Raw genomic sequence first — 24,298 nt, forward strand, 5'->3', positions numbered from 1 at the left:
GGCGCGCGAAACGATATCTTTCCCGAAAGTTCTGCGTCGAAGGAGACTAGTTGTGATTGGAGAGCAAGACGTCCTTGGCTTCATTGATCCGCGCCGCCAGGAAAGACGTGCCACCGATATCGGGGTGCAGGCGCTGCATCAGGCGGCGGTGCGCCTTGCGGACATCCGCCGCGGCAGCCCCCGCTTCAAGACCAAGGATCTTGTAGGCCTCCTCCTTAGTCATGGCGCCAGAACCTGGCGCAACACCCAGCCCTTCGCCGTCATTCGCATCAGCGTCTTTGCGCCAGATGGGAAATCTGCCGTCAAGATACGTCTCTAGCAATTGGCGGCTCTCCGGATCGCCGGAGAGTTCGCGATAGAGTTGCTGCAATTCGGCACGCCCCATCGAGCCAAGCATCTTGCCTTCATGGCGCCCGGCCAGCACGAGGCCTTCGAGGCCGCCGGTATCGTGATCGAGTTCCATTTCAAGCGCCGCGGTACGAACTGTCGAACGCTTGCCTTGTGCCAGTTTTGCCGCCGGCCGATTCATGCGCATGGAGCCGTACCAGGCGAGCGCAACCGACAGGATCAAGCCGCCGATGCCCTCGCGCCCGACCAGCAGCACGGCGACGCCGACCAGCCCGAGCAGTACAGGTCCAAGCGTTCTCATGCCGCCTGCAAGCTTCGCCGCATCGGCGCGCAGGAAGATGGTGAGCATGCCGAGAAGCACTAGAAGCAACGCTACAAAAGCGATAATTGCGCTCATCAGTTTCCGCCGCCCCGCATATGCTCGATCATCAGCCGGTCTTCCGGTCTGCCCCGGGCCTCCAGTGCTTTCAGCCCGCCGGTCGCAAACACGGCGACGGACGAAAGCAGGCCGGCCAAGGTTGCGGCAGCCCGCCGATCGAAGCGGAACCAGGCCCCTTTCGACAGCCGCGCAATCTCCTTGAACGCCTTTTCCGCGGCGGCATCATGGCCCTCCTGAAAGACGAAGACAGGAACGCCGTGCAGACCGAGGCTGCCGGCCTTTTCGGCCAGATCATCTATGTTTTCTTCCATCGCGTCGCCGATATAGACCAGCGCGTTGACCTTGGCCGCCGCCGTCTGTTTCAGGGCATGGGCGAGCACCTTGCCGATCTGGGTATGGCCGCTGCGGCAGTCGATGCGCGTCATCAGCTGCTTCAGAGCTTCGGTATCGGTGACGAATGCGGAGGAGCGGCAGTCGCCAAGGCCGCGAAAATAGACAAGTTGAACCTTGAGCGCCCCGGCCTTGCCGACGGCGTCGAACATCTCGGCCTGCAGCGCACAGGCGAGATCCCAGGTCGGCTGGCGGCTCATCGTCGCGTCGAGGGACAGGATCAGCCTGCCTGAACCGGTGGCGGATGCAGCGAGCGTCCTTGCCTGACGGAGAAACGCGTCGATCTCGCCGGTGCTCGATTGAGACTCGACCGGTGCAGGATTGGCCCTTGCAGGCACGGGCTGCTTCTTGTCGCTCATGACATTCAAGATGTGGCGTTGTTCCCCGGCTTGCAAGCCCAGATGAGGCGACCTTCTCGGCGTCAGAGCAGGCCGAGATCGGCAAGCTCTCGCCTGAGCTTTGGCGGCATCTCGATCAGCCCGGCCTTGCCCTTTCCGAGATCGGCCGGCGCGTCCGCCTGCTTCAGGTAGCGCCATCCCTGGAATGCACGGCGCGGTTGCCAGACAGTGCGCACGACCTCGGGATCGAGGATCAGATGGCAACGGCCGATGCCCTCGTCATCGGTGAAGGGGCGGATTTCGGTGATCAGCTGGCGGCATTGGACATTGCCCTTGATCACCCAGTAGAGCGAGCCGCCGTCGGTAATCTCGACGCCGCGTGTCGGCACCATGCGGGTGGTGTGGTAGTGCTCGGCCGGTTCGCCGGCGCGGCGCCGCTCGTCGAGACGGAAAGCAATCCACTCTTCCAGATCCTCGACGCTGTCACAGCCGACGCAAAGCTTTATGAGATTGAGAGACATCGTTTAAGGTTTAGTCCAGCACGCGAACGCGTCAACGGCCTGATCGACTTCTCCACAGTGGTGGTCCAGGCCACCAGATTGGCGGTCAGCACTCCACGACATTGACTGCCAATCCGCCGAGGCTGGTTTCCTTGTACTTTTCGTTCATGTCGAGGCCGGTCTGGCGCATCGTCTCGATCGCGGCATCGAGCGGCACGAAATGAACGCCGTCGCCCTTGATGGCCAGCGAAGCGGCGGTCACCGCCTTGACGGCACCAAGCGCGTTGCGCTCGATACACGGCACCTGCACCAGCCCGCCGACTGGATCGCAGGTCATGCCGAGATGATGTTCCAACGCGATCTCGGCAGCGTTCTCGACCTGCTCGGGCGTGCCGCCCATGACGGCGCACAATCCCGCCGCAGCCATTGCCGAAGCCGAACCGACCTCGCCCTGGCAGCCGACTTCCGCCCCCGAGATCGAAGCATTGGTTTTGATGATGCCGCCGACGGCCGCCGCCGTCAGCAGGAAATCGCGTATGCTGGGCTGGTCGGCTTCTGGATGGAAATGCAACCAGTAGCGCAGCACTGCGGGCAGAGTGCCGGCCGCCCCATTGGTTGGCGCGGTGACGACACGGCCGCCGGCGGCGTTCTCCTCATTGACCGCCATCGCATAGATCGACAGCCAGTCGTTGGCGAGCAGCGGGTTGGGCCGGTTCTGCTGCCATTGCTCCTGCAGCTTGTCGTGCAGCATCCGGGCACGGCGGCGCACCTTGAGTCCGCCCGGCATGATGCCGTCTTGCGACAGGCCGCGCTCGATGCAGCCCTTCATGGCGCTCCAGATGCCGTCGAGGCCGGCGTCGAGCTCCTCGCGCGACATCTGCGTCTCCTCATTGACGCGCTTCATCTCGGCAATGGAAAGCCCGCTTTTCGCTGCCATGGACAGCATTTCGACGGCGTTCTTGAACGGATACGGAACCTTCTTGCCTTCGGTTGTCGCCGAGCCCCTTGCTTTCATCCGCTGCAGTTCCTCCTCGGACATTACGAAGCCGCCGCCGATCGAATAATAGACGCGCCTCAGCAGCAACCGGTCGCCGGCATCATAGGCAGAGAAGGCCATGCCATTGGCGTGACCCGGCAGCGGCGTCTTGCGATCCAGCACCAGATCCATTGCCGGGTCGAAACGATAGGACGGATGGCCGGGCGGCGAGATCCGCTTCTCGGCGGCGATGCGAGCGACGATGCCGTCCGCCTGGTCGGGATCCACCGTCTGCGGCGTCTGGCCGGCGAGGCCGAGCACCACGGCACGATCGGAGCCATGGCCGATGCCGGTATAGGCGAGCGAGCCATGCAGGCTGGCCGCGATCCGGTCGACCTTGGCGCCGGCCGGGCGCGGCCAGTCGTCTCCCGCAATCTCGTCGAGAAACCGCCGCGCAGCCGTCATCGGCCCCATCGTGTGCGAACTCGATGGGCCGATGCCGATCTTGAACAGGTCGAAAACCGAAAGGAACACGTGGGCGTTTTCTCCTGGGACCTTGTTGAGGTCTACATATAGGAATTCCCATGGTGTTTTCCGCTGTTTTGACGATTGCGGCGCTGCGCCTGCCGACCTTGTTTGCTCCGGCAGCGACATTCCAGCTTCGGCCATCGAAGCGTCCCCTCCGCCTGTGGTAAAAGCACCGCATGAGCGATTCCTTTCATCTATCGATGGCCGACCTTGCGGCGCTGGGGTTCTTCCTTGCCGCGTGGGTGCTGCATACGCTCGCCGCCGACGGAATGCTGGTCAGCCGCATGTCGCTGACGAGGGCGATGAACGCGCAGCGCGAGGCCTGGATGCGGACCATGGCCGAGCGCGAGATCCGCATCGTCGACACCGCCATCATGAGCGGCCTGCAGCAGGGAACCGCCTTCTTTGCCTCGAGTTCGCTGATTGCGATCGGCGGCTGTTTTGCTTTGCTCGGCGCCTCCGACCAGGTTCTGACCGTGCTGGGTGACCTGCCGTTTGGCGCTACGCCCTCACGCGCGGCGTTCCAGACGAAGGTGTTCGGCCTGGTGCTGATCCTGGCCTTTTCCTTCTTCAAGTTCGGCTGGGCTTACCGGCTGTTCAACTATTGCTCGATCCTGATCGGAGCCGTGCCGATTCCGCATGGCGAGGCGTCGCGCAATCCGGTCACCGAAACGGCAGTCTGGCGTGCGGCGCGCATGAACATGCTGGCCGGGAAGCATTTCAATTCGGGCCTGCGCGGCGTGTTCTTCTCGATTGGCTATCTTGGCTGGTTCGTCGATCCCGCCGTTTTTGTGCTATCGACGCTGCTGCTGCTGGCGGTGCTGGTGCGCCGCCAATTTTTCTCGGCGGCGCGGCAGGCGGTGCTCGGTCAGCCGCCCGGCCCGGGAAAAGGCCGATCGATGCGGCCCGACAGCCAGTAGGCGGTAAGCCCTATCCATTCGCGGATCGCAACAGTGGTGACCTCCAGCCAGTCGCCGGGATAGGGGAACGTGGCGATGCCTTCCCTGCCGGAGGTGCGATAGTCGACTGGCCACGGAATGGTCGAAAAGCCGGCTTTGTCGAACAGCGCCTTGGCGCGTGGCATGTGGAAGGCCGAGGTCACCAGCAACCAGGTCTCGCCTGGTTTCGGCATCACCAGTTCCCTGGTAAAGACAGCATTCTCGTAGGTGTTGCGGGATTTGTTCTCGAGGATCAACCGATCGGCCGCCACGCCGAAAGCGGCAAAAAGACGCGGTGCGGTATCTGCATCGCCTTCGCCGCCGCGGAAGGTTTCGATGCTGCCACCGGAGATAACGACTTTCGCTGTCGGAAACCGCCGCGCCAGCACGGCCGCCTCGACCATCCGGTCGCCACTGGAGTTCATTTCATAGCCGCCACGCACCAGATTGACGGCGCCATCCAGACTGCCGCCAAGCACTATGATACCGTCAACCTTTTCCGGCAGCGGCGGCCTGGGGAAGCGCTCCTCCAGCGGATTTAGCATCATGGGGCCGAGCGGGCTCCATGTCGCAACAACAAGGATGAGGAAGGCAAGAGTGCTGCCGACGGCCGCCAATCGCCGCCGGCCGAACATCGCCGCGACCAGCCCGGCCAGCAGCAGGAAGATCGCCAGATTCAACGGCTGGACGAAGAACCAGAGAATCTTGGAGACATAGAAGAACATCCCTCACCCCCTCAGATGAGAAACGATCCTACCACCATTTATCCGGCTGAAATGTGCCGGCCGCCTGTTCGATGACATGGGCAGTCTGGAACAGCGTTTCCTCGTCGAAGGGCCGGCCGATCAGTTGCAGGCCGAGCGGCAGCCCCTTGGCGTCGAGCCCAGCCGGAACCGCTATGCCGGGCAGGCCGGCCATGTTCACCGTCACCGTAAAAATGTCGTTGAGATACATCTTGACCGGGTCGGCGGCCATGTCCTCGTCGGCGATGCCGAAGGCGGCGGAAGGCGTTGCCGGCGTCAGGATGACGTCGACGCCTGCGGCGAACACATTTTCGAAGTCGCGCTTGATCAGGGTTCGAACCTTCTGCGCCTGCAGATAGTAGGCATCGTAGTAGCCGGCGGAAAGCACATAGGTGCCGATCATGATGCGGCGCTTGACCTCGCGCCCGAAGCCGGCGGCGCGGGTCTTTTCATACATGTCGACAATGTCCTTGCCGGGCACGCGCAACCCATAGCGGACCCCGTCGTAACGGGCGAGGTTGGACGAGGCTTCGGCCGGCGCCACGATGTAATAGGCCGGCAGCGCGTATTTGGTGTGCGGCAGCGAGATATCGACGATCTCGGCGCCGGCATCTTTCAGCCAGCCAATGCCCCTCTGCCACAGGGCTTCGATCTCCGCGGGCATGCCGTCGACTCTATATTCCTTGGGGATGCCGACCTTCATGCCCTTGATCGGGCGGCCGATCGCCGCCTCGTAATCCGGCACCGGCAGGTCGACGGACGTCGTGTCCTTCGGGTCGACCGAAGCCATCGATTTCAACAGGATCGCGGCATCGCGGACGTCGCGCGCGATCGGCCCGGCCTGGTCGAGCGACGAGGCGAAAGCTACGATCCCCCAGCGCGAGCAGCGGCCATAGGTCGGCTTGATGCCGACTGTACCGGTGAAGGCGGCGGGCTGGCGGATCGAGCCGCCGGTGTCGGTGGCGGTGGCGCCTGCGCACAGGAAGGCCGAGACGGCTGATGCCGATCCACCGGACGAACCGCCCGGCACCAGTTGGGCATTGTCCAACGTGCGCGCGGTCCTGGTGCCACCCGCCGAAACGAAGCCACCCTCGCCCTGATGTGTCGTCGGCATCACCACCGTGTCGAGGCGCGAACGCCGCCACGGGTTGATGACCGGCCCATAATACGAGGTCTCGTTTGACGAGCCCATGGCGAACTCGTCCATGTTGAGCTTGCCGAGCATGACGGCGCCATCCGCCCACAGATTTGCCGTGACCGTCGATTCGTAGCGTGGCATGAAGCCGTCTAGCACATGGCTGCAGGCCTGGGTGTGGACCCCTTCGGTGCCGAACAAATCCTTGATGCCGAGCGGGATACCCTCGAGCGACCCGCCCTCGCCCTTGGCTAATTTCGCGTCGGAGGCCTTGGCCATGTCGCGCGCCTTGTCGTCGGTGACCACGACATAGGCATTGAGCGCCGGATTGGCTCGCTCGATCGCCGATAGATAGGCCTCGGTGATTTCGGTGGCGGTGATTTCCCTGGAACGCAATTTGGTGCGGGCCTGCGAAATCGTCAGCTGGGTCAGGTCGGTCATCAGGCAAGGCTCTTTTCGTAAAACACCGACCACTCGGAATCGGGATAATCCAGTACCGGGCCGCAGCGCGAAAAGCCGGCGCGTTCGTAGACGGTCCAGGCGGCGGGATGACGGTCCCCCGTCTCCAGCACCAGACGCTTAAGCCCTTCTTGGCGCGCCAGCGCCTCGATGCGCTCGACAATCTTCGCACCGATCTTGCGGCCGCGATGCGAAGGTCGCGTATACATCCGCTTGACCTCGCCGACCACAGCATCGTGGCGCTTCAGTGCGCCGCAAGCGATGGCAAGGCCGTTATCGCGGGCGATGAAAACGGTCGTGTCGCGATCCGCCATCTGCTCGACGGTCAAATGATAGCAATGCTCCGGCGGCGTCAGCTCCAGCAATGTGGCGTTCAGCTCTTCGACCAGCCCACGCACATCGTCCTGCAGCGGCGTCTCAGCGGCGATGTCGATTGCCATCGGCCTGCTACTCCACGACCTTCGGCACAAGGAAGAAATTCTCTTCGGTCGCTGGCGCGTTGGCGACGATGTCAGCTGCCTTGCCGCCGTCGGTGACGACGTCCTGGCGCTTTTTCATTGCCATCGGCGTGACCGAGGTCATCGGCTCGACGCCGGAAACATCGACCTCGTTCAACTGCTCGACAAAGCCCAAAATGGCGTTCAATTCGCCGGTCATACGCTCTGCATCCTCCTCGCTCACCGCAATACGGGCAAGGTGCGCGACGCGCTTCACGGTTTTTATATCAACGGACATGTTGTGCCTCGGGGAAAACCAGCGCTATAGCGGCGCAACGCGTGCCGCGCAACATGCATCGTGCCGACAACGGCCCTATGGCATCGTGACGCCGTCGCAGAGGAAATAACTGCCGCCGTTACCGCCCTGCTCGCCTTCGTCGGCGGCAGGCCGAACCGATACCAGGTCGATCTGCTTCGGGCTCATCTGTGTCAGTGAGAGAACATCGGGAAAGACGTAGCCCGGCTCCTGGCATATAGCGGTCACCGCCCAGCTTGGTGAGCGTGTCGCTTTGGTGATCTGCAGGAATTCACAATTATATTCGATGCTTTCCAGGCCATTTGCCGACAGCACGATATTGCCGCCCTCGATCACCGTCTGCAGCGTATCCTTTTTGGCCTGCGCGCAGAGATCCTCCGATTGCAGATAGACCCCGTTGATGAAATCCTCGGCGGCCAGCGCCGGCGACGCGGCAACCAGCATGGAAATGCAAAGAGAGTTTCTCAGATCCATGTCGTCATTCCGGTTCGCTGTCGCTACAGCGTAATCGTCTCGCCGATCTTCGGCAACGCCACTTTCACACCCGATCCGTCCAGCCCGGCCACAAACTTATCGGCGGTCTGATCTATCATCGGAAATGTGCCGAAATGAGCGGGAACGACCGTCTCGAACTTGAAGAAACGCTGGCAGGCAAGGGCTGCCACCGCGCCGCCCATGGTGAAGCGATCGCCGATCGGCACGATGCCGATCTTCGGTTCATGCAACTCGTTGATCAGGGCCATGTCGGAAAAGATGTCGGTGTCGCCCATATGGTACAGCGTCTTGTCTTCGGGGAAGTGCAGGACCAGCCCGCCCGGATTGCCGAGATAGGTGTTCTGGCCGCCCTCGCCCGGAAACGACGATGAATGCAGAGCCTGAACGAAGGTGGTGGTGAAGCCGCCGCAATCGACCGTACCGCCGATATTGCCGGGATTGATCTGCTTGTTACCGACGCCCTTGCCGACCAGGTACATGCAAATCTCGAAATTGGCGACCACCATCGCGCCGCTCTTCTTGAGCACTTCGATGGCGCCGCTGATGTGGTCGCTGTGGCCGTGGGTGAGCAACACGTGCGTGACCCCTTCGGCCGGCCCTTCCCACCCACCCGTCCACGACGGATTACCGACCAGATAGGGGTCGATGAGGATTTTCGCGCCCTCGATGTCGATTCGGAATGCCGAATGTCCGTACCAGGTCAGTTTCATCAATGCTTTCCTCGATTTTTGCTTCGGTAGAGGATAGAAGGCCGACGGCGAAATTAAAGTACCACGCACGCTTTGCGCGTATACGACGTGCGGCGTCGCGGTCAAAGGAAAAGCCATTGGGCATCATCACCATCGAGGAGTTGCCGGCCCGGCTCGGCGGCGGCAAGACCCTGGCCGGTCTCGACCTCGGCGACAAGACGATCGGCGTGGCGGTTTCCGATCGCGGCTTGTCCTTCGCCCACCCGCGCGCTGTCATCATGCGCAGGAAATTCTCGCTCGATGCCGCAGTGCTGCTCGCTCTGCTACAGAAGGAAAACGCCGGCGCCGTGGTGATCGGCCTCCCCATCAACATGGACGGCTCGGAAGGCGCGCGCGCCCAAAAATCCCGCGCTTTCGTACGCAATATGGCTGGATTGACCGATCTGCCCTTCGTCTTTTGGGACGAAAGACTGTCGACGGTGGCGGCCGAGCGGACACTGATCGAGATGGATTTTTCCCGCAAGAAACGCGCCGGCAAGATCGATTCTGCGGCGGCCGCTTTTATCCTCCAAGGCGTTCTCGACCGGCTTCAGGTGCTCGGCGTCGATGCCTGGTCGAAATAACGGTTGCGCGTCGCCGTGATCCAGCCACCAATCGCCTTGCGGCGGCGAAATGCCCAGAACCCCGTCAGCAGCAGCCCATCGAACACGCAAGCTTTCGCCACCATGCCCGGAATGAGTGCCGGATCGACGCCGAGCATCTGTCCATAGAGCTGGAAGACGAGATCGTGCAATTGACGGCTCAGCATGATGTAGCCGAAATTGATGTCGTTGAGCGACAGAAAGAACCAGCCCCAAAACAAGAGGAGCGGAGCCGCCCACAGCGCGAACAAGGTGCGCATCAGCGGTCGTCCCTCGAATCCAGCCGGCCGGAAATGCGGGCAAGCGAGGAATTATGCGCCGCTGCCTTGGCCATGACATGCGCGGCCGCTCGGATGTCGCCGGTCCCTGGAACTGCCGCGGCAACGGCCGACCGCCTCTCGGCGAGCATCGCGACATAGGACGCCAGAAGTGCCGCCAATTGCACCGCGACAACCATGAACAGCCCATTGATGCCTTGCGCGGCGCCGCCGATGACTATCAGCGACAGCACGCCCAAGGCGGAGATGAAGGCGATCCGCACGACACTGTCGGCAGGATCCGGGTTGGTCGCGTGGCTGGTCAGTGCTTCAACAAAGGCCCAGCAGAACAACACCGCGACGACAAGCAGTGCCACGGCGAGGGGTGCCACGACGACGGCGTTTTCGAGATCGGCAAATCGAGTGTTCTGGACGGGAACGCCCAGTACGCCAAGGGCCGTCGCCACGCCTCGATTCCCGTCGATGCAGATGAACGCCAGCAGGGCGAAAACGGCCGCCCAATGCAATGCCAGAAAAGAGCTCAGAATATGCCGCATGACGCTCCCGCTTCGCAGGGCAAAGCCGCTCAAGCTGAACAGTCCTTGCCTTAACCATAACATTGAGCTTTGCCACCGGCCGCCGCAATGGAAACCATTCGTTAAGGTTAACGGCCATCCACAGGGGCGCGAGAGCGGCAGCGAATTTGGCGACGGCACCTAGTTGATCGGCGGGTAGAGCGTATCGATGATCATGCGGGCATCATGGCGCGAATCGATCATACCATAGGTATTGCGCCACTGGCCGGCGAGGCGCGTTTCCACGAAGGCGTCGGCGATCCGCCCTGCCCCCAGCCTGCGAAGCTCTGCCGCCGCCGCCGACAATGCCAATTGCTCGGTCAACAGCCGCGCCGAGCCCTCGTCGGTTGCTGCGACCTGCATTGCCGCCTTGAGCACGCCGACGGTGCCGCGTCCGCCGGCGCCTAGATCGCGGTCGATGCCGGCCAGCACGTCGTCGAACAGGCCTGGCGCGCGGCCGAGCACGCGCAACACGTCGAGCGCCATGACGTTGCCTGAACCTTCCCAGATCGCGTTGACCGGAGCTTCGCGATAGTAGCGGGCGAGCGGCCCCTCCTCGACATAGCCATTGCCGCCGAGGCACTCCATCGCTTCATAGAGCAGCGGCGGCGCAATCTTGCAGACCCAGTATTTGACGACAGGCGTCATGGCGCGGGCGAAGGCCGCCTCGCCGCGGTCGCCGGCCGCCTCGTCGAAGGAGCGCGCCAGCCGGAACGACAGCGCGGTAGCGGCGGCAACGTCGAGCGCCATATCGGCCAGCACACGCTGCATCAGCGGCTGCTCGATCAGATTGGTTCCAAACACCTTGCGGTGGCGCGTGTGGTGGACAGCCTCGGCCAGTCCGGCCCGCATGATCGCCGACGAGGCGACAGCGCAGTCGAGCCGCGTCAGGGTCACCATATCCATGATCGTCTTTACGCCGGCGCCGGGCTCGCCGACCATCTCGCCGATGGCATTGACGAATTCCACCTCCGACGAGGCATTGGAGCGGTTGCCGAGCTTGTCCTTCAGCCGTTGAAAACGGAAGCCGTTACCGGATCCGTCGCCGAGCAAGCGGGGCACGAGAAAGCACGACAGTCCCTCCGGCACCTGTCCGAGCACCAGGAAGGCATCCGACATCGGCGCCGACATGAACCATTTGTGGCCGGTCAGGCGATAAAACCCGCTGCCGGCGCGCTCCGCCTTGGTGACGTTGGAGCGGACATCGGTGCCGCCTTGCTTCTCGGTCATGCCCATGCCGAGTGTCAGCCCTGCTTTTTCGACCGGCGGCTTTTGGCTTTGATCGTACTTGCGCGTCGTCACCCGCGGCGCCCATTCGCGAAACAGCTTCGGGCTGGCCATCAGCGCTGCCAGCGAAGCGCTGGTCATGGTGATCGGGCAGAGATGCCCGGTCTCGAGCTCAGCCGTGAGATAAAAGCGCGCGGCGCGCACCTGGTGGCGACGGCCGATCTCGGCGTCGCCATTCTCCCAAACCGACGAATGCAGCCCGTTGGCAACAGAGCGGCGCATGAGCGCGTGATAGGCGGGATGGAACTCGACCTGGTCGATGCGCCGGCCCTGGCGATCATGGGTCCTGAGCTTCGGCGTCTCGACATTGGCAAGACGAGCCAGTTCCTGCGCCTCATGGGTCAGAACGAAACGGCCAAGCCCGTCGAGGTCCTTACGCACCGGATCGGAAAAGCGCTCGGCAAGCTGGATCAGCAACGGATCGCCCCGCCAGGCGTTGCCGCCGGCCAGCGGCGGCGGCTGGTTGGTCACGTCGTCAGTCACGCTTCGTCCTTATCACCTGAAGGCTGCGAATCCAAAGCCAAGGCGGTTTATAGCCTATGGCCAGCGGCGCGCGACGAAAATACCGGGGAGAACCGATCCAATCCCAAGCCGATGCTTGCAGCCGCGGAGCCTCCCCCCTATAGCAGCGACTTGAGATGACCGACGCATCGTCCCTGCCGCTTTATCCCCACCGCCATCTTCTGGGCATCCGCGATCTTTCCCCCGCCGACATAGAGCTTCTGCTCGACCGGGCGGACCAGGCCGTTGCCATCTCGCGGCAATCGGACAAGAAGACATCGACGCTGCGCGGCCGCACCCAGATCAATCTGTTCTACGAAGCCTCGACCCGTACGCAATCGTCGTTCGAGCTGGCCGGCAAACGGCTCGGCGCCGACGTCATGAACATGTCCGTAGCGAGCTCTTCGGTGAAAAAGGGCGAGACGCTGATCGATACTGCGATGACACTGAATGCCATGCGTCCCGACATATTGATCATCCGCCATCAATCGGCCGGCGCGGCAGCTCTTCTTGCTCAAAAAGTCGGCTGCTCGGTGGTCAATGCCGGCGACGGCGCCCATGAGCACCCTACCCAGGCGCTGCTCGACGCACTGACCATCCGCCGCGCCAAGGGTCCGCTGTCGAAGCTGATCGTGGCGATCTGCGGCGACATCCTGCATTCGCGCGTGGCCCGCTCCAATATCATCCTGCTCAACGCGCTTGGTGCCCAGGTCAGGGTCGTCGCCCCTTCGACGCTTTTGCCCGCCGGCATCGAGAAGATGGGCGTCATCGTCACCCGTTCCATGGCCGAGGGTCTGAAGGATGCCGACGTGGTAATGATGCTGCGCCTGCAGCGCGAACGCATGGAAGGCGCTTTCGTACCGTCGGTGCGCGAATATTTCCGCTATTTCGGCCTGGACGCCGAGAAGCTGAAGGCGGCCAAGGACGGTGCGCTGGTTATGCATCCCGGCCCGATGAACCGCGGCGTCGAGATCGCCTCGGAGATCGCCGACGGCCCGCAAAGCGTCATCCAGGAACAGGTTGAGATGGGCGTCGCCGTACGCATGGCGGTGATGGAAGCGCTGCTCGACCCGCGTCGAAACCACGAGGGTCGGGGCCGATGAGCATAACGGTCTTCAGCCGCGCCCGCATCGTCGACCCATCGCGCGGCATCGATGAGATCGGCACCGTCATCGTCGAAGGGCGCAAAATTGTTGCCGCTGGCAAGGCGGCCTTGAACCAGGGCGCGCCCGAAGCCGCCACGATCATCGAGTGCGCCGGCAAGGCGATCATCCCCGGCCTGATCGATGCGCGTGTCTTCATCGGCGAACCGGGCGGCGAACACCGGGAGACCATTGCCTCGGCCAGCGTGGCGGCAGCGGCCGGCGGCGTCACCTCGATTGTGATGATGCCCGATACCGACCCGGTGATCGACAATGTCGCATTGGTCGAGTTTGTGCTGCGCACCGCCAAGGATACAGCCATCGTCAACATCTTTCCGGCAGCGGCGATCACCAAGGGTCTCGAAGGCCGTGAGATGACCGAGTTCGGCCTGCTCCTCGAAGCCGGCGCGGTCGCCTTCACTGACGGTCGCCACACCATATCCAGCGCGCTGGTGATGCGCCGGGCGCTGACCTATGCGCGCGATTTCGGTGGCGTGATCGCCCACGAAACCCAGGATGCCGATCTCGCCTCGTCAGGCGTGATGAATGAAGGCCTATATGCAAGTTGGCTCGGCCTTGCCGGTATTCCGCGCGAGGCCGAATCCATCCCGCTGGAGCGCGATCTGGCGCTGGCGCGGCTGACCGGCGGCGCCTATCACGCGGCCAAGATCTCGACGGCGATGGCGGCGGCTGCTGTGACGCGAGCCAAGGCCGAAGGCGCCAATGTCACATCCGGCGTGTCGATCCACAATCTGTCGCTCAACGAGAACGATGTCGGCGAGTACCGCACCTTCTTCCGGCTGACGCCGCCGCTGCGCGCCGAGGAAGACCGGCTGGCGATGATCGAAGCGATCAAAGACGGCACCATCGACCTCATCGTCTCCTCGCACGACCCGCAGGACGTCGACACCAAGCGCCTGCCCTTTGCCGATGCTGCGGCCGGCGCCATCGGGCTGGAAACGCTGCTGGGGGCAGCGTTGCGGCTCTATCACAATGGCGACGTGATGCTGCTGCGGCTGATCGAGACGCTGTCGACCGCGCCGGCAAGATTGTTCAGCCTGCCCGGCGGCACGCTGAAACCGGGGGCATTGGCCGACCTTGCGCTCGTCGATCTGGACGAGCCATGGATCGTTAGCGAGAGCGGCATCCGCTCACGCTCGAAAAACACCTGTTTCGAAGGCGCGCGACTGCAAGGCAAGGTCTTGCAAACGATGGTGGCGGGTCGCACAGTGTTTTCGGCCTAGGACGAAGCGGGTGTCACGTCTTCAAATTCGCTCAGCCAAGGAAAGTTCGGGGGAACAATGGTTTACAGTCCCGTCTTGGCATTGGTGTTCGGCTATCTTCTCGGCTCGATCCCGTTTGGCCTGCTGATCACCCGTGCCGCCGGCCTCGGCGACGTGCGCAACATCGGCTCCGGCAACATCGGCGCCACCAATGTGCTGCGCACCGGCAACAAGGGCTTGGCCGCGGCCACGCTGCTGCTCGATGCGCTGAAGGGCACCGCGGCGGTGTTGATCGCAGGCCGCTTTGCGCCCGAGCTCGGACTTTGGGCCGGATTCGGCGCGTTTTCAGGTCATCTTTTTCCGGTCTGGCTCGGCTTCAAGGGGGGCAAGGGTGTCGCCACTTACCTTGGCGTGCTGATCGGCCTTGCCTGGCAAGTGGCGCTGATCTTCGCCGTCGTCTGGCTGGCGGTGGCCTTCCTGTTCCGCTTCTCCTCGCTTGCGGCACTGACGGCAGCGGTCGTCGTGCCCGTTGCCCTGTATTTCCTGAGCACCCAGCAGATTGCCGGGCTTTTCGCGGCGATGAGCCTCATCGTCATCGTAAAGCACCGCGCCAACATTGCGCGGCTGCTTGCCGGCACCGAGGGTAAGATCGGGGCCAAGGAGTGAGCGAGCCCGACTCCGGGCCGCGCCTCAGCGACCGGCAGCGGCTGAGCTGGCTTCGTCTGATCCGCACGCCGAATGTCGGCCCGGCTTCCTTTCGCGACCTGATCAACCGGTTCGGTTCGGCCGAAGCAGCATTATCGATGCTGCCCGAGCTGATGATTTCGGGTGGCGCCAAAAAAATCGTCCGCATCCCGTCCATTGCCGAGGTCGAGGCGGAGCTGGAGACGGCCCGGCGGGCCGGCGCCCGCTTCGTCGGCATCGGCGAGGCGGATTATCCGCCGCTGATGAAAAGCATGGATCATCCGCCGCCGCTGCTCGCGGTCAGGGGCAACAGCGCGGTGTTCCGCTTGCCAGCGGTCGCTATCGTCGGCGCTCGCAACGCATCGCTGGCAGGCATCAAGATGGCGCGGATGCTGGCGGCGGATCTCGGCCGCGACGGCTATGGCATTGTTTCCGGCCTGGCGCGCGGCATCGATACGGCCGCTCACCAGGGCAGCCTTTCGACCGGCACGATCGGCGTGCTCGCCGGCGGCCTCGATTTGCCCTACCCGCCCGAAAATGCCGGCCTGTGCGACGAGATCGCCGAGGGTGGCGGCGCCATCATTTCCGAAATGCCGTTCGGCTGGCAGCCGCGCGCACAGGATTTTCCGCGCCGCAACCGGCTCGTCGCCGGTGCTGCATTGGGATTGGTGGTGGTCGAGGCCGCACAGCGCTCCGGCTCGCTGATCAGCGCCCGCCTCGCCGGCGAGATGGGGCGGCTGGTTTTCGCCGTTCCCGGTTCACCGCTCGATCCGCGCGCCGCCGGCGCCAATGGCCTGCTCAAGGACGGCGCCACCCTTGTGACCGAGGCCGCCGATATCACCAGTGCCATAGCGCCGCTGGTCGGCGGCTGGTCGCCAAGGACATCGCCGCTTGAAGAGCCGCCCGACTTTTCGGCAACACCGCCGCCGCACGAAGACGATCGCGACCGCGTCGTCGAAGCGCTCGGCCCGACGCCGGTATCAGTGGACGAGATCATCCGCCACACCGGCCTACATCCCGCCCAAGTGTTCATGGTGCTGCTGGAGCTCGACCTCGCCGCCCGGCTCGAACGCCATGCCGGCGGCAACGTCTCACTGATTTGACCCAGAACTTGCGCATGTCCCGGCAAGCAATTCCGACGTGATCCGATGGCCGATCCGAGCAACAAACCAAAGCAGACGCTGTTCACTCGTACGACGGCCCTTGTCTGGTCAGCGCTGAGCGTCATGCTGGCGCTGCAATGGTCGATGGATCTCGGCATGTCGGGTTTTCCCGACGGCTACATAACGCCCTTCGCAAGAGCGACCAGCACGCTTCTGGGCATTCTGACGGCAGCCTGCATGGCCCAGGGTCTCTACTTTTTCTTGGCCGGCGCGTTCGGCAGGAAGGTAAGCGCCGTCGGTCTTTTCCTGCAAATCCTTGCCGCGGCGGTTCTTACCGTGGCGCCAGTACTTATCGTGAAGGATTGTCCGGGTTCTCAGGTGTGCAGCAGAGCCTATGAGGCGCTCACCGGCACGATGATGGACGATGGCGCGGGCGGCTAACGCCACTGCATGCGTTCGGCACGAGGCTGTCACCCATGTCGTAGGTACATTCTGTTACCTATGTCTCCGGGTCGTACCCTCTGAATTTGGTGAGCGCGATGGGATTCGAACCCATGACCTACTGATTAAAAGTCAGTTGCTCTACCGGCTGAGCTACGCGCTCCCGCGGGCTCAGAAAGGCCGCCCTCGAAATTGCGCGGAACATAGGGAGAGTGCCTCTGCCGGTCAACCGGAAAAAGACGGCTCCCAGACCGGACCTTCCTGCCGCGTCATCATGCCGTGCGGTGCGCTTCGGCGTTGACGGAATTGCCTCCGTCTCGCGCAAGGGCCGAAGCTCGCGCTTGGCGGGACAAGCGCAAGCAGCGAATCGAGAGAACCTTTGCAGATCAGCAACTTGGGATTCTTAGCGGAACAATTTGCGCAGCCTGCCCGTTTTTCCGCGACAAGGGACACGCGTTTCAAGGAGAAGATCATGAATAGGATCATGTCGGGCCTGCTGGCGACCACCCTTTCGATCTCATTCGCTGCCGCGGAGATCGTGCCAGTCAACGCTCAGCCCAGCTATGCGCCCCCTGCCCAAGGGCTCACCTCGAATGTCCAGACCGTCCAGTACGAGCCGTGGCGGAGGCACCGGAATTTCAATCGCGATTTCTCGCGTCGCGATTTCTCCCGGCGCAGTTTTGCGCGTGACGACGGCATGTATTGGCGTGGCCATCGCGGCTATCGCGAATATCGTCGCGGCTATCGCCGCCATGGCGATTACTGGTTCCCGCTGGCCGCTTTCGCCACCGGTGCGCTGATTACCGGCGCTATCATCAACAACCAGAATCGTGTCTATCGCGGCGATGCACACGTGCAGTGGTGCTATGACCATTACCGGAGCTATCGTGCGTCTGACAACACGTACCAGCCCAATTACGGCCCGCGCCGGCAGTGCCGGTCGCCCTACTGAGTCGCGATTAGAGACTGTAAAGCCCGCGCCCGCAACGGCGCGGGTTTTTCATGAGTGCGAATCCGGTGCGATCCCTGCTTATGGCGAACTTAGCGTCCTGTGCACAGCGTGGCGCCAACCTGCCAGCTTGGCGGCACGTGTCGAAGCATCCATCTCCGGCTTGAACCGGCGCTCGAGCGCCCAATTCCTGGCGAATTCCCGCGCCTTCGGCCAGGCACCCGCCTTCGAGCCGGCCAGCCATGCCGCACCAAGCGCGGTCGTCTCGAGAATTGTCGGCCGGTCGACCGGCGCATCGAGAATGTCGGCCAGCCGCTGCATGGTCCAATCCGACGCCACCATGCCGCCATCGACCCTGAGCACAGTCTTGGCCGAAGCGCCCTTCCAGTCCTTGCGCATAGCGTCGAGCAGATCGCGCGTTTGGAACGCAACGGATTCCAGCGCCGCGTGGGCAAATTCCGCCGGCCCCGAATTGCGGGTCAGCCCGAAGATGGCGCCCCGCGCCTCGGCATCCCAGTGCGGTGCGCCGAGCCCGACGAAAGCCGGCACCAGATAGACGTTCTGCGTCGGATCGGCCTCCGCCGCCAATTTGCCGCTCTGCTCGGCCTTGCCGATCACCTTGATGCCGTCCCGCAGCCACTGCACGGCAGCGCCGGCGATAAAGATAGAGCCCTCCAAGGCATAGGTGGTCTTGCCGTTCAGCCTATAGGCGATGGTGGTCAAAAGCCGGTTCTTCGAACGCACCAGATCGCTGCCGGTGTTGAGCAACGCGAAGCAACCGGTTCCGTAGGTGGATTTCATCATGCCCGGCTCGAAACAGGCCTGGCCGATCGCCGCCGCATGCTGGTCGCCGGCCACACCGAGGATTCTGATCTCTGCACCAAACAGGCTTTTGTCGGTTATTCCAAAATCATCGGCACAATCTTTCACCTGCGGCAGCATTCTTGCGGGTATGCCAAGAATGGCCAGCAGCTCGTCGTCCCAGGCGTTTTGTTCGATGTTGTAGACCAGTGTACGCGAGGCGTTGGTGGCGTCAGTAGCGTGGACCTTGCCGCCAGTCAGGCGCCAAATCAGAAAACTGTCGATGGTGCCGGCCAGCAGTTCGCCCTTCTCGGCGCGTTTTCTGGCGCCCTTCACCTTGTCCAGCATCCAGGCGATCTTGGTGCCGGAGAAATAGGGATCGAGCAGCAGGCCGGTCTTTTTCGTGAATTTCTTCTCCAGCCCCAGTTTCTTCAGTTTCTGGCATAACGGCGCGGTGCGGCGGTCCTGCCAGACAATCGCGTTGTGGATCGGCTCGCCGGTCTCCTTGTCCCAGATGACGACCGTTTCGCGCTGGTTGGTGATACCGATCGCGGCGACGTCCGCTGCGTTGCGGCCGGCTGTCTTCAGCGCCGCCTTCACCGTTTCCACGACGCTTGCCCATATCTCCTCGGGATCGTGCTCGACCCAGCCGGAGGCCGGATAATATTGGGTGAATTCCTTTTGCCCGCTGCCGACGACCTTCATCTTGTCGTCGAACAGGATCGCCCGGCTCGATGTCGTTCCCTGGTCGATTGCAAGGATGTATCCGGTCATTCTCTGTCCCGTCGAAGCGAGTTCAAGGTGCTGCGATGTCTCGGCGCCAGATGGCGCGGAGCCGTTCACGTAAACAGGGGAGACGGCAACATGCCGCCTCCCCTGAGTATGGCGATGCGGGCGCGAACGCCCGCATCAAACAGTCCTATTGCTGCCAGCTCTTCACCAGCTCGTCATAGTTGATGGTGACCGGTTTTTCCTTCTCGTTCTCGATCTTGAGCTGAGGAGCGAGATTGCCCTTCTTGACCGCATCGGCGTTCCAGTAGGCGAGGTCATGCTCTTCGGCCATCTTCGGGCCGATATCGCCCTGGACGCCCGACTTCTCGATGCGGCTCATCACCTTTTCCTGCTCGGCACAGAGCGAGTCCATCGCTTCTTGCGCGCTCTTGGCGCCCGACGAAGCATCGCCGATCGCCTGCCACCAGAGCTGTGCCAGCTTCGGATAGTCCGGCACGTTGGTGCCGGTCGGCGACCACTGGACGCGTGCCGGCGAGCGGTAGAACTCGATCAAGCCGCCGAGCTTTGGCGCACGTTCGGTGAAGCTCTTGTCGTGGATCGTGCTCTCGCGGATGAAGGTCAGGCCGACATGGCTCTTCTTCACGTCGACCGTCTTCGAGGTGACGAACTGCGCGTAGAGCCAGGCGGCCTTGGCGCGGTCGGTCGGCGTCGACTTCATCAGCGTCCAGGAACCGACGTCCTGATAGCCGAGCTTCATGCCGTCCTTCCAGTAGACGCCATGTGGCGACGGCGCCATGCGCCACTTCGGCGTGCCGTCGTCGTTCAGCACCGCCTTGGCGCTGGCGTCGACCATGCTGGCGGTGAAGGCGGTATACCAGAAGATCTGCTGGGCCACCGCGCCCTGCGCCGGCACCGGCCCTGACTCGGAGAAGGTCATGCCCTGGGCTTCCGCCGGTGCATAGGCCTTCAGCCAATCGAGGTACTTCTGGATGGCGTAGACGGAAGCCGGGCCATTGGTGTCGCCGCCGCGCGCCGTGCAGGAACCCACCGGACGCGAATTCTCGTCGACCTTGATGCCCCATTCGTCGACGGGCAGACCGTTCGGAATGCCCTTGTCGCCATTGCCGGCCATCGACAGCCATGCGTCGGTGAACCGCCAGCCGAGCGACGGGTCCTTCTTGCCATAATCCATATGGCCGTAGACCTTCTTGCCATCGATCTCGCGGCCGGTGAAGAACTCGGCGATGTCCTCATAGGCCGACCAATTGACCGGCACGCCGAGGTCGTAGCCGTATTTGGCCTTGAAGTCCGCCTTGTTCTTCTCGTCATTGAACCAGTCGTAACGGAACCAGTAGAGGTTCGCGAACTGCTGGTCGGGAAGCTGGTAGAGCTTCTTGTCGGGCGCGGTGGTGAACGAGGTGCCGATGAAATCCTTCAGGTCGAGATTCGGGTTGGTGACATCCTTGCCGTCGCCTGCCATCCAGTCGGTCAGGTTGCGCACCTGCTGGTAGCGCCAGTGCGTGCCGATCAGATCGGAATCGTTGACCCAGCCGTCATAGAGGTTCTGGCCGGTCTGCATCTGGGTCTGGATCTTCTCGACGACGTCGCCTTCCTGGATGACGTCATGCGTGACCTTGATGCCGGTGATGGCCGTAAAGGCCGGCGCCAGCACCTGCGATTCATACTGATGCGTGGCGATGGTTTCGGAGACCACCTTGATATCCATGCCGGCGAAAGGTTTCGCGGCATCGATGAACCATTGCATTTCGGCTTCCTGGCCGGCGCGGTCGAGCGTCGAGAGGTCGCCGATTTCCTTGTCCAGGAAGGCCTTGGCCTCGTCCATTCCGGCATAGGCATTGCTTGCCCCGAGCAACAGGACAAGCGCAGTTGTTGATGTCAAGAATTGCCGTCGCATGTATTTCCTCCACTGTTAAAGTTCTAAGTGCGATCTGGATCGGCGGCCGGCACGCCGCCGTTCCAACAGTTTCCCCCTCTATACGTAGCGGAACACACCGACGGCGTAGACCACGGAGAGAGCGAGAGCCCACCACAGATTGGGTCCGACTAGACCCAGCCAAGCGAGATGGATAAAGGCGCTGCCCAGCAGCGACAGGAACAGGCGGTCGCCGCGCGTCGTTTCGAAGCGCAGCACGCCGACGCGCGGATTGCCGCCCGGCGAGACGTATTCCCACACCGCCATGCCGCAAAGCAGCAGAAAGATGGTTCCAAAGAAGGCCGCGGTCGGCCACGTCCAGGCCATCCACGAAAAATCGAGGTTGGACGAGAGGTTAAATCCCCACAGGCGGATATTGGCCGGATCGCTGAAGCCTACCGTTATTGCCACGAAATCGATTTGAAGTGCCACCCAGGCGACGACGACCAGGGCAAGAAACAGCACGGCCCACCACCATGGGCTTCTGTCGACCTGCTCCATCATACCCTCCCCAGGGCAAAGCCCTTGGCGATGTAGTTGCGCACAAACCAGATGACGAGCGCGCCGGGAATCAGCGTCAGCACGCCGGCGGCGGCAAGCAACCCCCAATCCATACCGGCGGCCGAAACGGTGCGGGTCATGGTCGCGGCGATCGGCTTGGCATCCGTGGTCGTCAGCGTGCGGGCGATCAAGAGCTCCACCCACGAGAACATGAAGCAGAAGAAGCACGCCACGCCGATGCCGCTCGCAATCAGCGGCATGAAGATCTTGATGAAGAAGTGCGGGAACGAATAGCCGTCGATATAGGCGGTCTCGTCGATCTCCTTGGGCACGCCCGACATGAAGCCTTCGAGGATCCACACCGCCAGCGGCACGTTGAACAGGCAATGCGCCAGAGCCACGGCGATATGGGTGTCGATAAGGCCGAAGGCCGAATAAAGCTGGAAGAATGGCAGCGCGAACACCGCCGGCGGCGCCATGCGGTTGGTCAGCAGCCAGAAGAACAGATGCTTGTCGCCGAGGAAGCGATAGCGCGAAAAAGCATAGGCAGCAGGCAGTGCCGCAGCCACCGAAATCACCATGTTCATAACCACATAGGTGATCGAGTTGATGTAGCCCGAATACCAGGACGCGTCGGTGAAGATGGTGCGGTAATTCGCCAATGTCGGCGCGTGCGGGTAGAGAGTCAGCGACGAGACGATCTCGCCATTGGTCTTGAAGCTCATATTGATGAGCCAGTAGATCGGCAAAAGCAGAACGACGATGTAGAGCGTCGGCACGATCCACCACCAGCGCGACTCCTCGCCGCGACGGCGCATCAGCCGTGCGATCTCGTCCTGCCGTAGCGTGCTGGCGAGCCCTTCCGAAGCTGTCGTCTCGCTCACCCTATCGGCTCTCTCTTCGGTGCGGCTCATCTCAACGCTCCGCGTCATAATTGGTCATCACGGTGTAGAACACCCACGACAACAGCAGGACGATAAGGAAGTAGACCAGCGACATCGCCGCCGCCGGGCCGAGGTCGAACTGGCCGAGCGCGGTCTTGACGAGATCAATCGAAAGAAAGGTCGTCGAGTTGCCGGGGCCGCCACCGGTGACCACGAACGGCTCCGTGTAGATCATGAAGCTATCCATGAAGCGCAGCAGCACGGCGATCAGCAGCACGCGGTTCATCTTCGGCAGCTGGATGTAGCGGAACACCGCCCAGCGCGAGGCACCGTCGATCTTGGCTGCCTGATAAAAGGCATCCGGGATCGAGACCAGGCCGGCATAGCAGAGCAGAACGACGAGGCTGGTCCAATGCCAGACGTCCATGATGATGACCGTGACCCAGGCATCATATGGGTCTTGCACATAATTATAGTCGATGCCGAGCGCGTTGACGTAATAGCCGAGCAGGCCAATGTCGTTGCGCCCGAACACCTGCCAGATGGTGCCGACGACGTTCCACGGGATCAGCAGCGGCAACGCCATCAAAACAAGGCACACAGGCACGCCCCAACCCTTCTTCGGCATATTGAGCGCAATGAAGATGCCGAGCGGCACTTCGATCGCCAGGATGATAAAGGAGAAGACAAGGTTGCGGATCATCGCCCGCCAGAAGCGGCTCGAGGCAAGCAGTTCCTCGAACCATTCCGTGCCGGCCCAGAAGAAGACGTTATTGCCGAAAGTGTCCTGCACCGAATAATTGACGACCGTCATCAGCGGTATGACCGCCGAGAACGCCACCAGCAGCAGCACCGGCAGCACCAGGAACCAGGCTCTATTGTTCCAGGTCTTTTCCACTTTAGGCTCCCATCTCGACGCGCCAGGAATCGGCATAGATGTTGATGCCGGCTGGGTCGAACCGCACCTTCGGATCAGCCGGAACTGTCTCGTCCTCGCCGATGACGGCGGCGATCTCGCGCCCTTCGAGATTGGCACGGACCACCTTGTGGCGGCCGACGTCCTCGACCTTGCTGATCCGGACGGCCATGCCCTGGCTGCCCAGGCGCACATATTCGGGACGGATGCCGAGCTCGATGGCGCCGCCACCCGCCTTGGGCACGCCCGGCAGTTCGATCTGCTGCGAGCCCAGCCGCGCAGTCTTGCCGTCGATCGCCACCGGCATGACGTTCATGCCGGGCGAGCCGATGAAATAGCCAACAAAGGTGTGGCGCGGGCGCTCGAACAGCTCTGCCGGTGTGCCGATCTGTACGATTTCGCCGTCATACATGACGACCACCCTGTCGGCGAAGGTCAACGCCTCGGTCTGGTCGTGCGTGACATAGACCATGGTGTAGCCGAACCGGCGGTGAAGCTGCTTCAACTGGGAGCGCAGCATCCATTTCATATGCGGGTCGATGACGGTCAAAGGCTCGTCGAACAGGATGGCATTTACGTCGGAGCGCACCAGCCCGCGTCCGAGCGAAATTTTCTGCTTCTGGTCGGCGGTCAGTCCGCGCGCCTTTCGTTTGGCCATATCGGCCAGCCCGGTCATCTCCAGCGTCTCGCGCACCTTACGGTCGACGTCGGCCTCCGGCACGCCGCGATTGCGCAGCGGGAATGCCAGATTGTCGTAGACGGTCATCGTGTCGTAGATCACCGGGAACTGGAAGACCTGGGCGATGTTGCGCTCTTGGGTCGACAGATTGGTCACGTTCCTGCCGTTGAACAGCAACTGGCCGTGTGAGGGATGCAGCAATCCCGAAATGATATTGAGCAGCGTAGTCTTGCCGCAGCCGGACGGGCCGAGCAGCGCATAAGCGCCGCCATCCTCGAAGGTGTGGTGCACTTCCTTCAGCGCGAAATCGGCATCCGTGCGCGGGTTCTGCAGATAGGAGTGACGGATATGATTGACATCGATGCGCGCCATCGCTTC

At 62.6% G+C, this 24,298-nt stretch carries 27 protein-coding genes and 1 tRNA gene; 8 read left to right on the forward strand and 20 right to left on the reverse strand.

Annotated elements, in window-relative coordinates; translation table 11 throughout:
- Positions 1–46: 46 nt before the first annotated feature.
- From NMG46_RS09020 to NMG46_RS09035, 4 genes are all read right to left on the reverse strand, one after another.
- Positions 47–745: a DnaJ domain-containing protein gene (locus NMG46_RS09020; RefSeq protein WP_254817325.1), complete on the reverse strand. Its 699-nt coding sequence runs from the start codon at positions 743–745 to the stop codon at positions 47–49.
- Entirely contained in the window at positions 745–1,476 is a 732-nt protein-coding gene (locus tag NMG46_RS09025) for a VWA domain-containing protein (protein ID WP_254817326.1), read from the reverse strand. The genes NMG46_RS09020 and NMG46_RS09025 overlap by 1 nt, the downstream gene beginning before the upstream one ends.
- Before the next feature lie 62 nt (positions 1,477–1,538).
- Positions 1,539–1,976: a DUF1489 family protein gene (locus tag NMG46_RS09030; protein ID WP_254817327.1), complete on the reverse strand. Its 438-nt coding sequence runs from the start codon at positions 1,974–1,976 to the stop codon at positions 1,539–1,541.
- Between the two features lie 85 nt (positions 1,977–2,061).
- The gene (locus NMG46_RS09035) at positions 2,062–3,465 is read right to left on the reverse strand and encodes an L-serine ammonia-lyase (RefSeq protein WP_254817328.1); all 1,404 of its coding nucleotides are present in this window, start codon (positions 3,463–3,465) and stop codon (positions 2,062–2,064) included.
- A gap of 170 nt (positions 3,466–3,635) precedes the next feature.
- Between NMG46_RS09035 and NMG46_RS09040 the strand changes: the two genes are divergently transcribed.
- On the forward strand, positions 3,636–4,379 hold the full coding sequence (locus NMG46_RS09040; RefSeq protein ID WP_254817329.1) for a DUF599 domain-containing protein: 744 nt from the start codon (positions 3,636–3,638) through the stop codon (positions 4,377–4,379).
- On the opposite strand, the gene NMG46_RS09045 is transcribed toward NMG46_RS09040, so the two are convergent.
- From NMG46_RS09045 to NMG46_RS09070, 6 genes are all read right to left on the reverse strand, one after another.
- A complete protein-coding gene (locus NMG46_RS09045) occupies positions 4,328–5,122 on the reverse strand; it encodes a YdcF family protein (protein WP_254817330.1) in 795 nt (264 codons plus the stop codon). The two genes, NMG46_RS09040 and NMG46_RS09045, sit on opposite strands and share 52 nt — an antisense overlap.
- Before the next feature lie 28 nt (positions 5,123–5,150).
- Positions 5,151–6,716, reverse strand: a complete 1,566-nt coding sequence (locus NMG46_RS09050) for an amidase (RefSeq protein WP_254817331.1) — start codon at positions 6,714–6,716, stop codon at positions 5,151–5,153.
- Positions 6,716–7,174, reverse strand: a complete 459-nt coding sequence (locus tag NMG46_RS09055; protein WP_254817332.1) for a GNAT family N-acetyltransferase — start codon at positions 7,172–7,174, stop codon at positions 6,716–6,718. The genes NMG46_RS09050 and NMG46_RS09055 overlap by 1 nt, the downstream gene beginning before the upstream one ends.
- A 7-nt stretch (positions 7,175–7,181) precedes the next feature.
- Complete coding sequence (gatC, locus tag NMG46_RS09060; RefSeq protein ID WP_023674910.1) at positions 7,182–7,469, reverse strand: Asp-tRNA(Asn)/Glu-tRNA(Gln) amidotransferase subunit GatC; 288 nt, start codon at positions 7,467–7,469, stop codon at positions 7,182–7,184.
- 75 nt (positions 7,470–7,544) lie between these two features.
- A complete protein-coding gene (locus NMG46_RS09065; RefSeq protein WP_254817333.1) occupies positions 7,545–7,961 on the reverse strand; it encodes a hypothetical protein in 417 nt (138 codons plus the stop codon).
- 23 nt (positions 7,962–7,984) lie between these two features.
- Positions 7,985–8,692, reverse strand: a complete 708-nt coding sequence (locus NMG46_RS09070; RefSeq protein ID WP_254817334.1) for a metal-dependent hydrolase — start codon at positions 8,690–8,692, stop codon at positions 7,985–7,987.
- 116 nt (positions 8,693–8,808) lie between these two features.
- Here NMG46_RS09070 and ruvX point away from each other — a divergent pair, with 116 nt between their 5' ends.
- Complete coding sequence (gene ruvX / locus NMG46_RS09075) at positions 8,809–9,294, forward strand: Holliday junction resolvase RuvX (protein WP_254817335.1); 486 nt, start codon at positions 8,809–8,811, stop codon at positions 9,292–9,294.
- Here the strand turns inward: ruvX and NMG46_RS09080 are convergent.
- The 3 genes from NMG46_RS09080 to NMG46_RS09090 all read right to left on the reverse strand — a co-directional run bounded on the left by NMG46_RS09080 (position 9,261) and on the right by NMG46_RS09090 (position 11,914).
- On the reverse strand, positions 9,261–9,572 hold the full coding sequence (locus NMG46_RS09080; protein WP_254817336.1) for a DUF6105 family protein: 312 nt from the start codon (positions 9,570–9,572) through the stop codon (positions 9,261–9,263). The two genes, ruvX and NMG46_RS09080, sit on opposite strands and share 34 nt — an antisense overlap.
- Positions 9,572–10,126: a hypothetical protein gene (locus NMG46_RS09085; protein WP_254817337.1), complete on the reverse strand. Its 555-nt coding sequence runs from the start codon at positions 10,124–10,126 to the stop codon at positions 9,572–9,574. Before NMG46_RS09085 ends, NMG46_RS09080 begins: the two co-directional genes overlap by 1 nt.
- Before the next feature lie 159 nt (positions 10,127–10,285).
- Positions 10,286–11,914 (reverse strand): DNA alkylation response protein, encoded by a 1,629-nt coding sequence (locus NMG46_RS09090; protein WP_254817338.1) that lies wholly within the window; start codon positions 11,912–11,914, stop codon positions 10,286–10,288.
- 155 nt (positions 11,915–12,069) lie between these two features.
- Here NMG46_RS09090 and NMG46_RS09095 point away from each other — a divergent pair, with 155 nt between their 5' ends.
- The 5 genes from NMG46_RS09095 to NMG46_RS09115 are packed head-to-tail and all read left to right on the forward strand — an operon-like array spanning position 12,070 to position 16,525.
- Positions 12,070–13,035 carry an aspartate carbamoyltransferase catalytic subunit gene (locus tag NMG46_RS09095; protein WP_254817339.1) on the forward strand — a complete coding sequence of 322 codons (966 nt, stop codon included), beginning with the start codon at positions 12,070–12,072 and terminating at the stop codon, positions 13,033–13,035.
- Positions 13,032–14,318 carry a dihydroorotase gene (locus NMG46_RS09100; protein WP_254817340.1) on the forward strand — a complete coding sequence of 429 codons (1,287 nt, stop codon included), beginning with the start codon at positions 13,032–13,034 and terminating at the stop codon, positions 14,316–14,318. Before NMG46_RS09095 ends, NMG46_RS09100 begins: the two co-directional genes overlap by 4 nt.
- Before the next feature lie 57 nt (positions 14,319–14,375).
- Positions 14,376–14,963, forward strand: a complete 588-nt coding sequence (gene plsY, locus NMG46_RS09105) for a glycerol-3-phosphate 1-O-acyltransferase PlsY (protein ID WP_254817341.1) — start codon at positions 14,376–14,378, stop codon at positions 14,961–14,963.
- Entirely contained in the window at positions 14,960–16,084 is a 1,125-nt protein-coding gene (gene dprA, locus NMG46_RS09110; RefSeq protein ID WP_254817342.1) for a DNA-processing protein DprA, read from the forward strand. The genes plsY and dprA overlap by 4 nt, the downstream gene beginning before the upstream one ends.
- A gap of 45 nt (positions 16,085–16,129) precedes the next feature.
- Complete coding sequence (locus NMG46_RS09115; protein ID WP_254817343.1) at positions 16,130–16,525, forward strand: hypothetical protein; 396 nt, start codon at positions 16,130–16,132, stop codon at positions 16,523–16,525.
- An 87-nt stretch (positions 16,526–16,612) separates the two neighbouring features.
- Here the strand turns inward: NMG46_RS09115 and NMG46_RS09120 are convergent.
- Positions 16,613–16,688, reverse strand: a tRNA-Lys gene (locus NMG46_RS09120).
- A 309-nt stretch (positions 16,689–16,997) separates the two neighbouring features.
- Between NMG46_RS09120 and NMG46_RS09125 the strand changes: the two genes are divergently transcribed.
- Entirely contained in the window at positions 16,998–17,477 is a 480-nt protein-coding gene (locus NMG46_RS09125) for a BA14K family protein (protein WP_254817344.1), read from the forward strand.
- Between the two features lie 78 nt (positions 17,478–17,555).
- On the opposite strand, the gene glpK is transcribed toward NMG46_RS09125, so the two are convergent.
- The 6 genes from glpK to NMG46_RS09155 form a co-directional block, all read right to left on the reverse strand.
- Complete coding sequence (glpK, locus tag NMG46_RS09130) at positions 17,556–19,049, reverse strand: glycerol kinase GlpK (protein WP_254817345.1); 1,494 nt, start codon at positions 19,047–19,049, stop codon at positions 17,556–17,558.
- Positions 19,050–19,194: 145 nt separating this feature from the next.
- Positions 19,195–20,922 (reverse strand): ABC transporter substrate-binding protein, encoded by a 1,728-nt coding sequence (locus NMG46_RS09135; protein WP_254817346.1) that lies wholly within the window; start codon positions 20,920–20,922, stop codon positions 19,195–19,197.
- Positions 20,923–21,000: 78 nt separating this feature from the next.
- Positions 21,001–21,267 (reverse strand): DUF2160 domain-containing protein, encoded by a 267-nt coding sequence (locus NMG46_RS09140; RefSeq protein WP_031193610.1) that lies wholly within the window; start codon positions 21,265–21,267, stop codon positions 21,001–21,003.
- Between the two features lie 173 nt (positions 21,268–21,440).
- Positions 21,441–22,355 carry a carbohydrate ABC transporter permease gene (locus NMG46_RS09145; RefSeq protein ID WP_254817347.1) on the reverse strand — a complete coding sequence of 305 codons (915 nt, stop codon included), beginning with the start codon at positions 22,353–22,355 and terminating at the stop codon, positions 21,441–21,443.
- A 1-nt stretch (position 22,356) separates the two neighbouring features.
- The gene (locus NMG46_RS09150; protein WP_254817348.1) at positions 22,357–23,223 is read right to left on the reverse strand and encodes a carbohydrate ABC transporter permease; all 867 of its coding nucleotides are present in this window, start codon (positions 23,221–23,223) and stop codon (positions 22,357–22,359) included.
- Position 23,224: 1 nt separating this feature from the next.
- The gene (locus tag NMG46_RS09155) at positions 23,225–24,292 is read right to left on the reverse strand and encodes an ABC transporter ATP-binding protein (protein WP_254817349.1); all 1,068 of its coding nucleotides are present in this window, start codon (positions 24,290–24,292) and stop codon (positions 23,225–23,227) included.
- Between the last annotated feature and the right edge of the window lie 6 nt (positions 24,293–24,298).

The sequence above is a fragment of the Mesorhizobium sp. LMG 17147 genome (assembly GCF_024297145.1).
Taxonomy (GTDB): Bacteria; Pseudomonadota; Alphaproteobacteria; order Rhizobiales; family Rhizobiaceae; genus Mesorhizobium.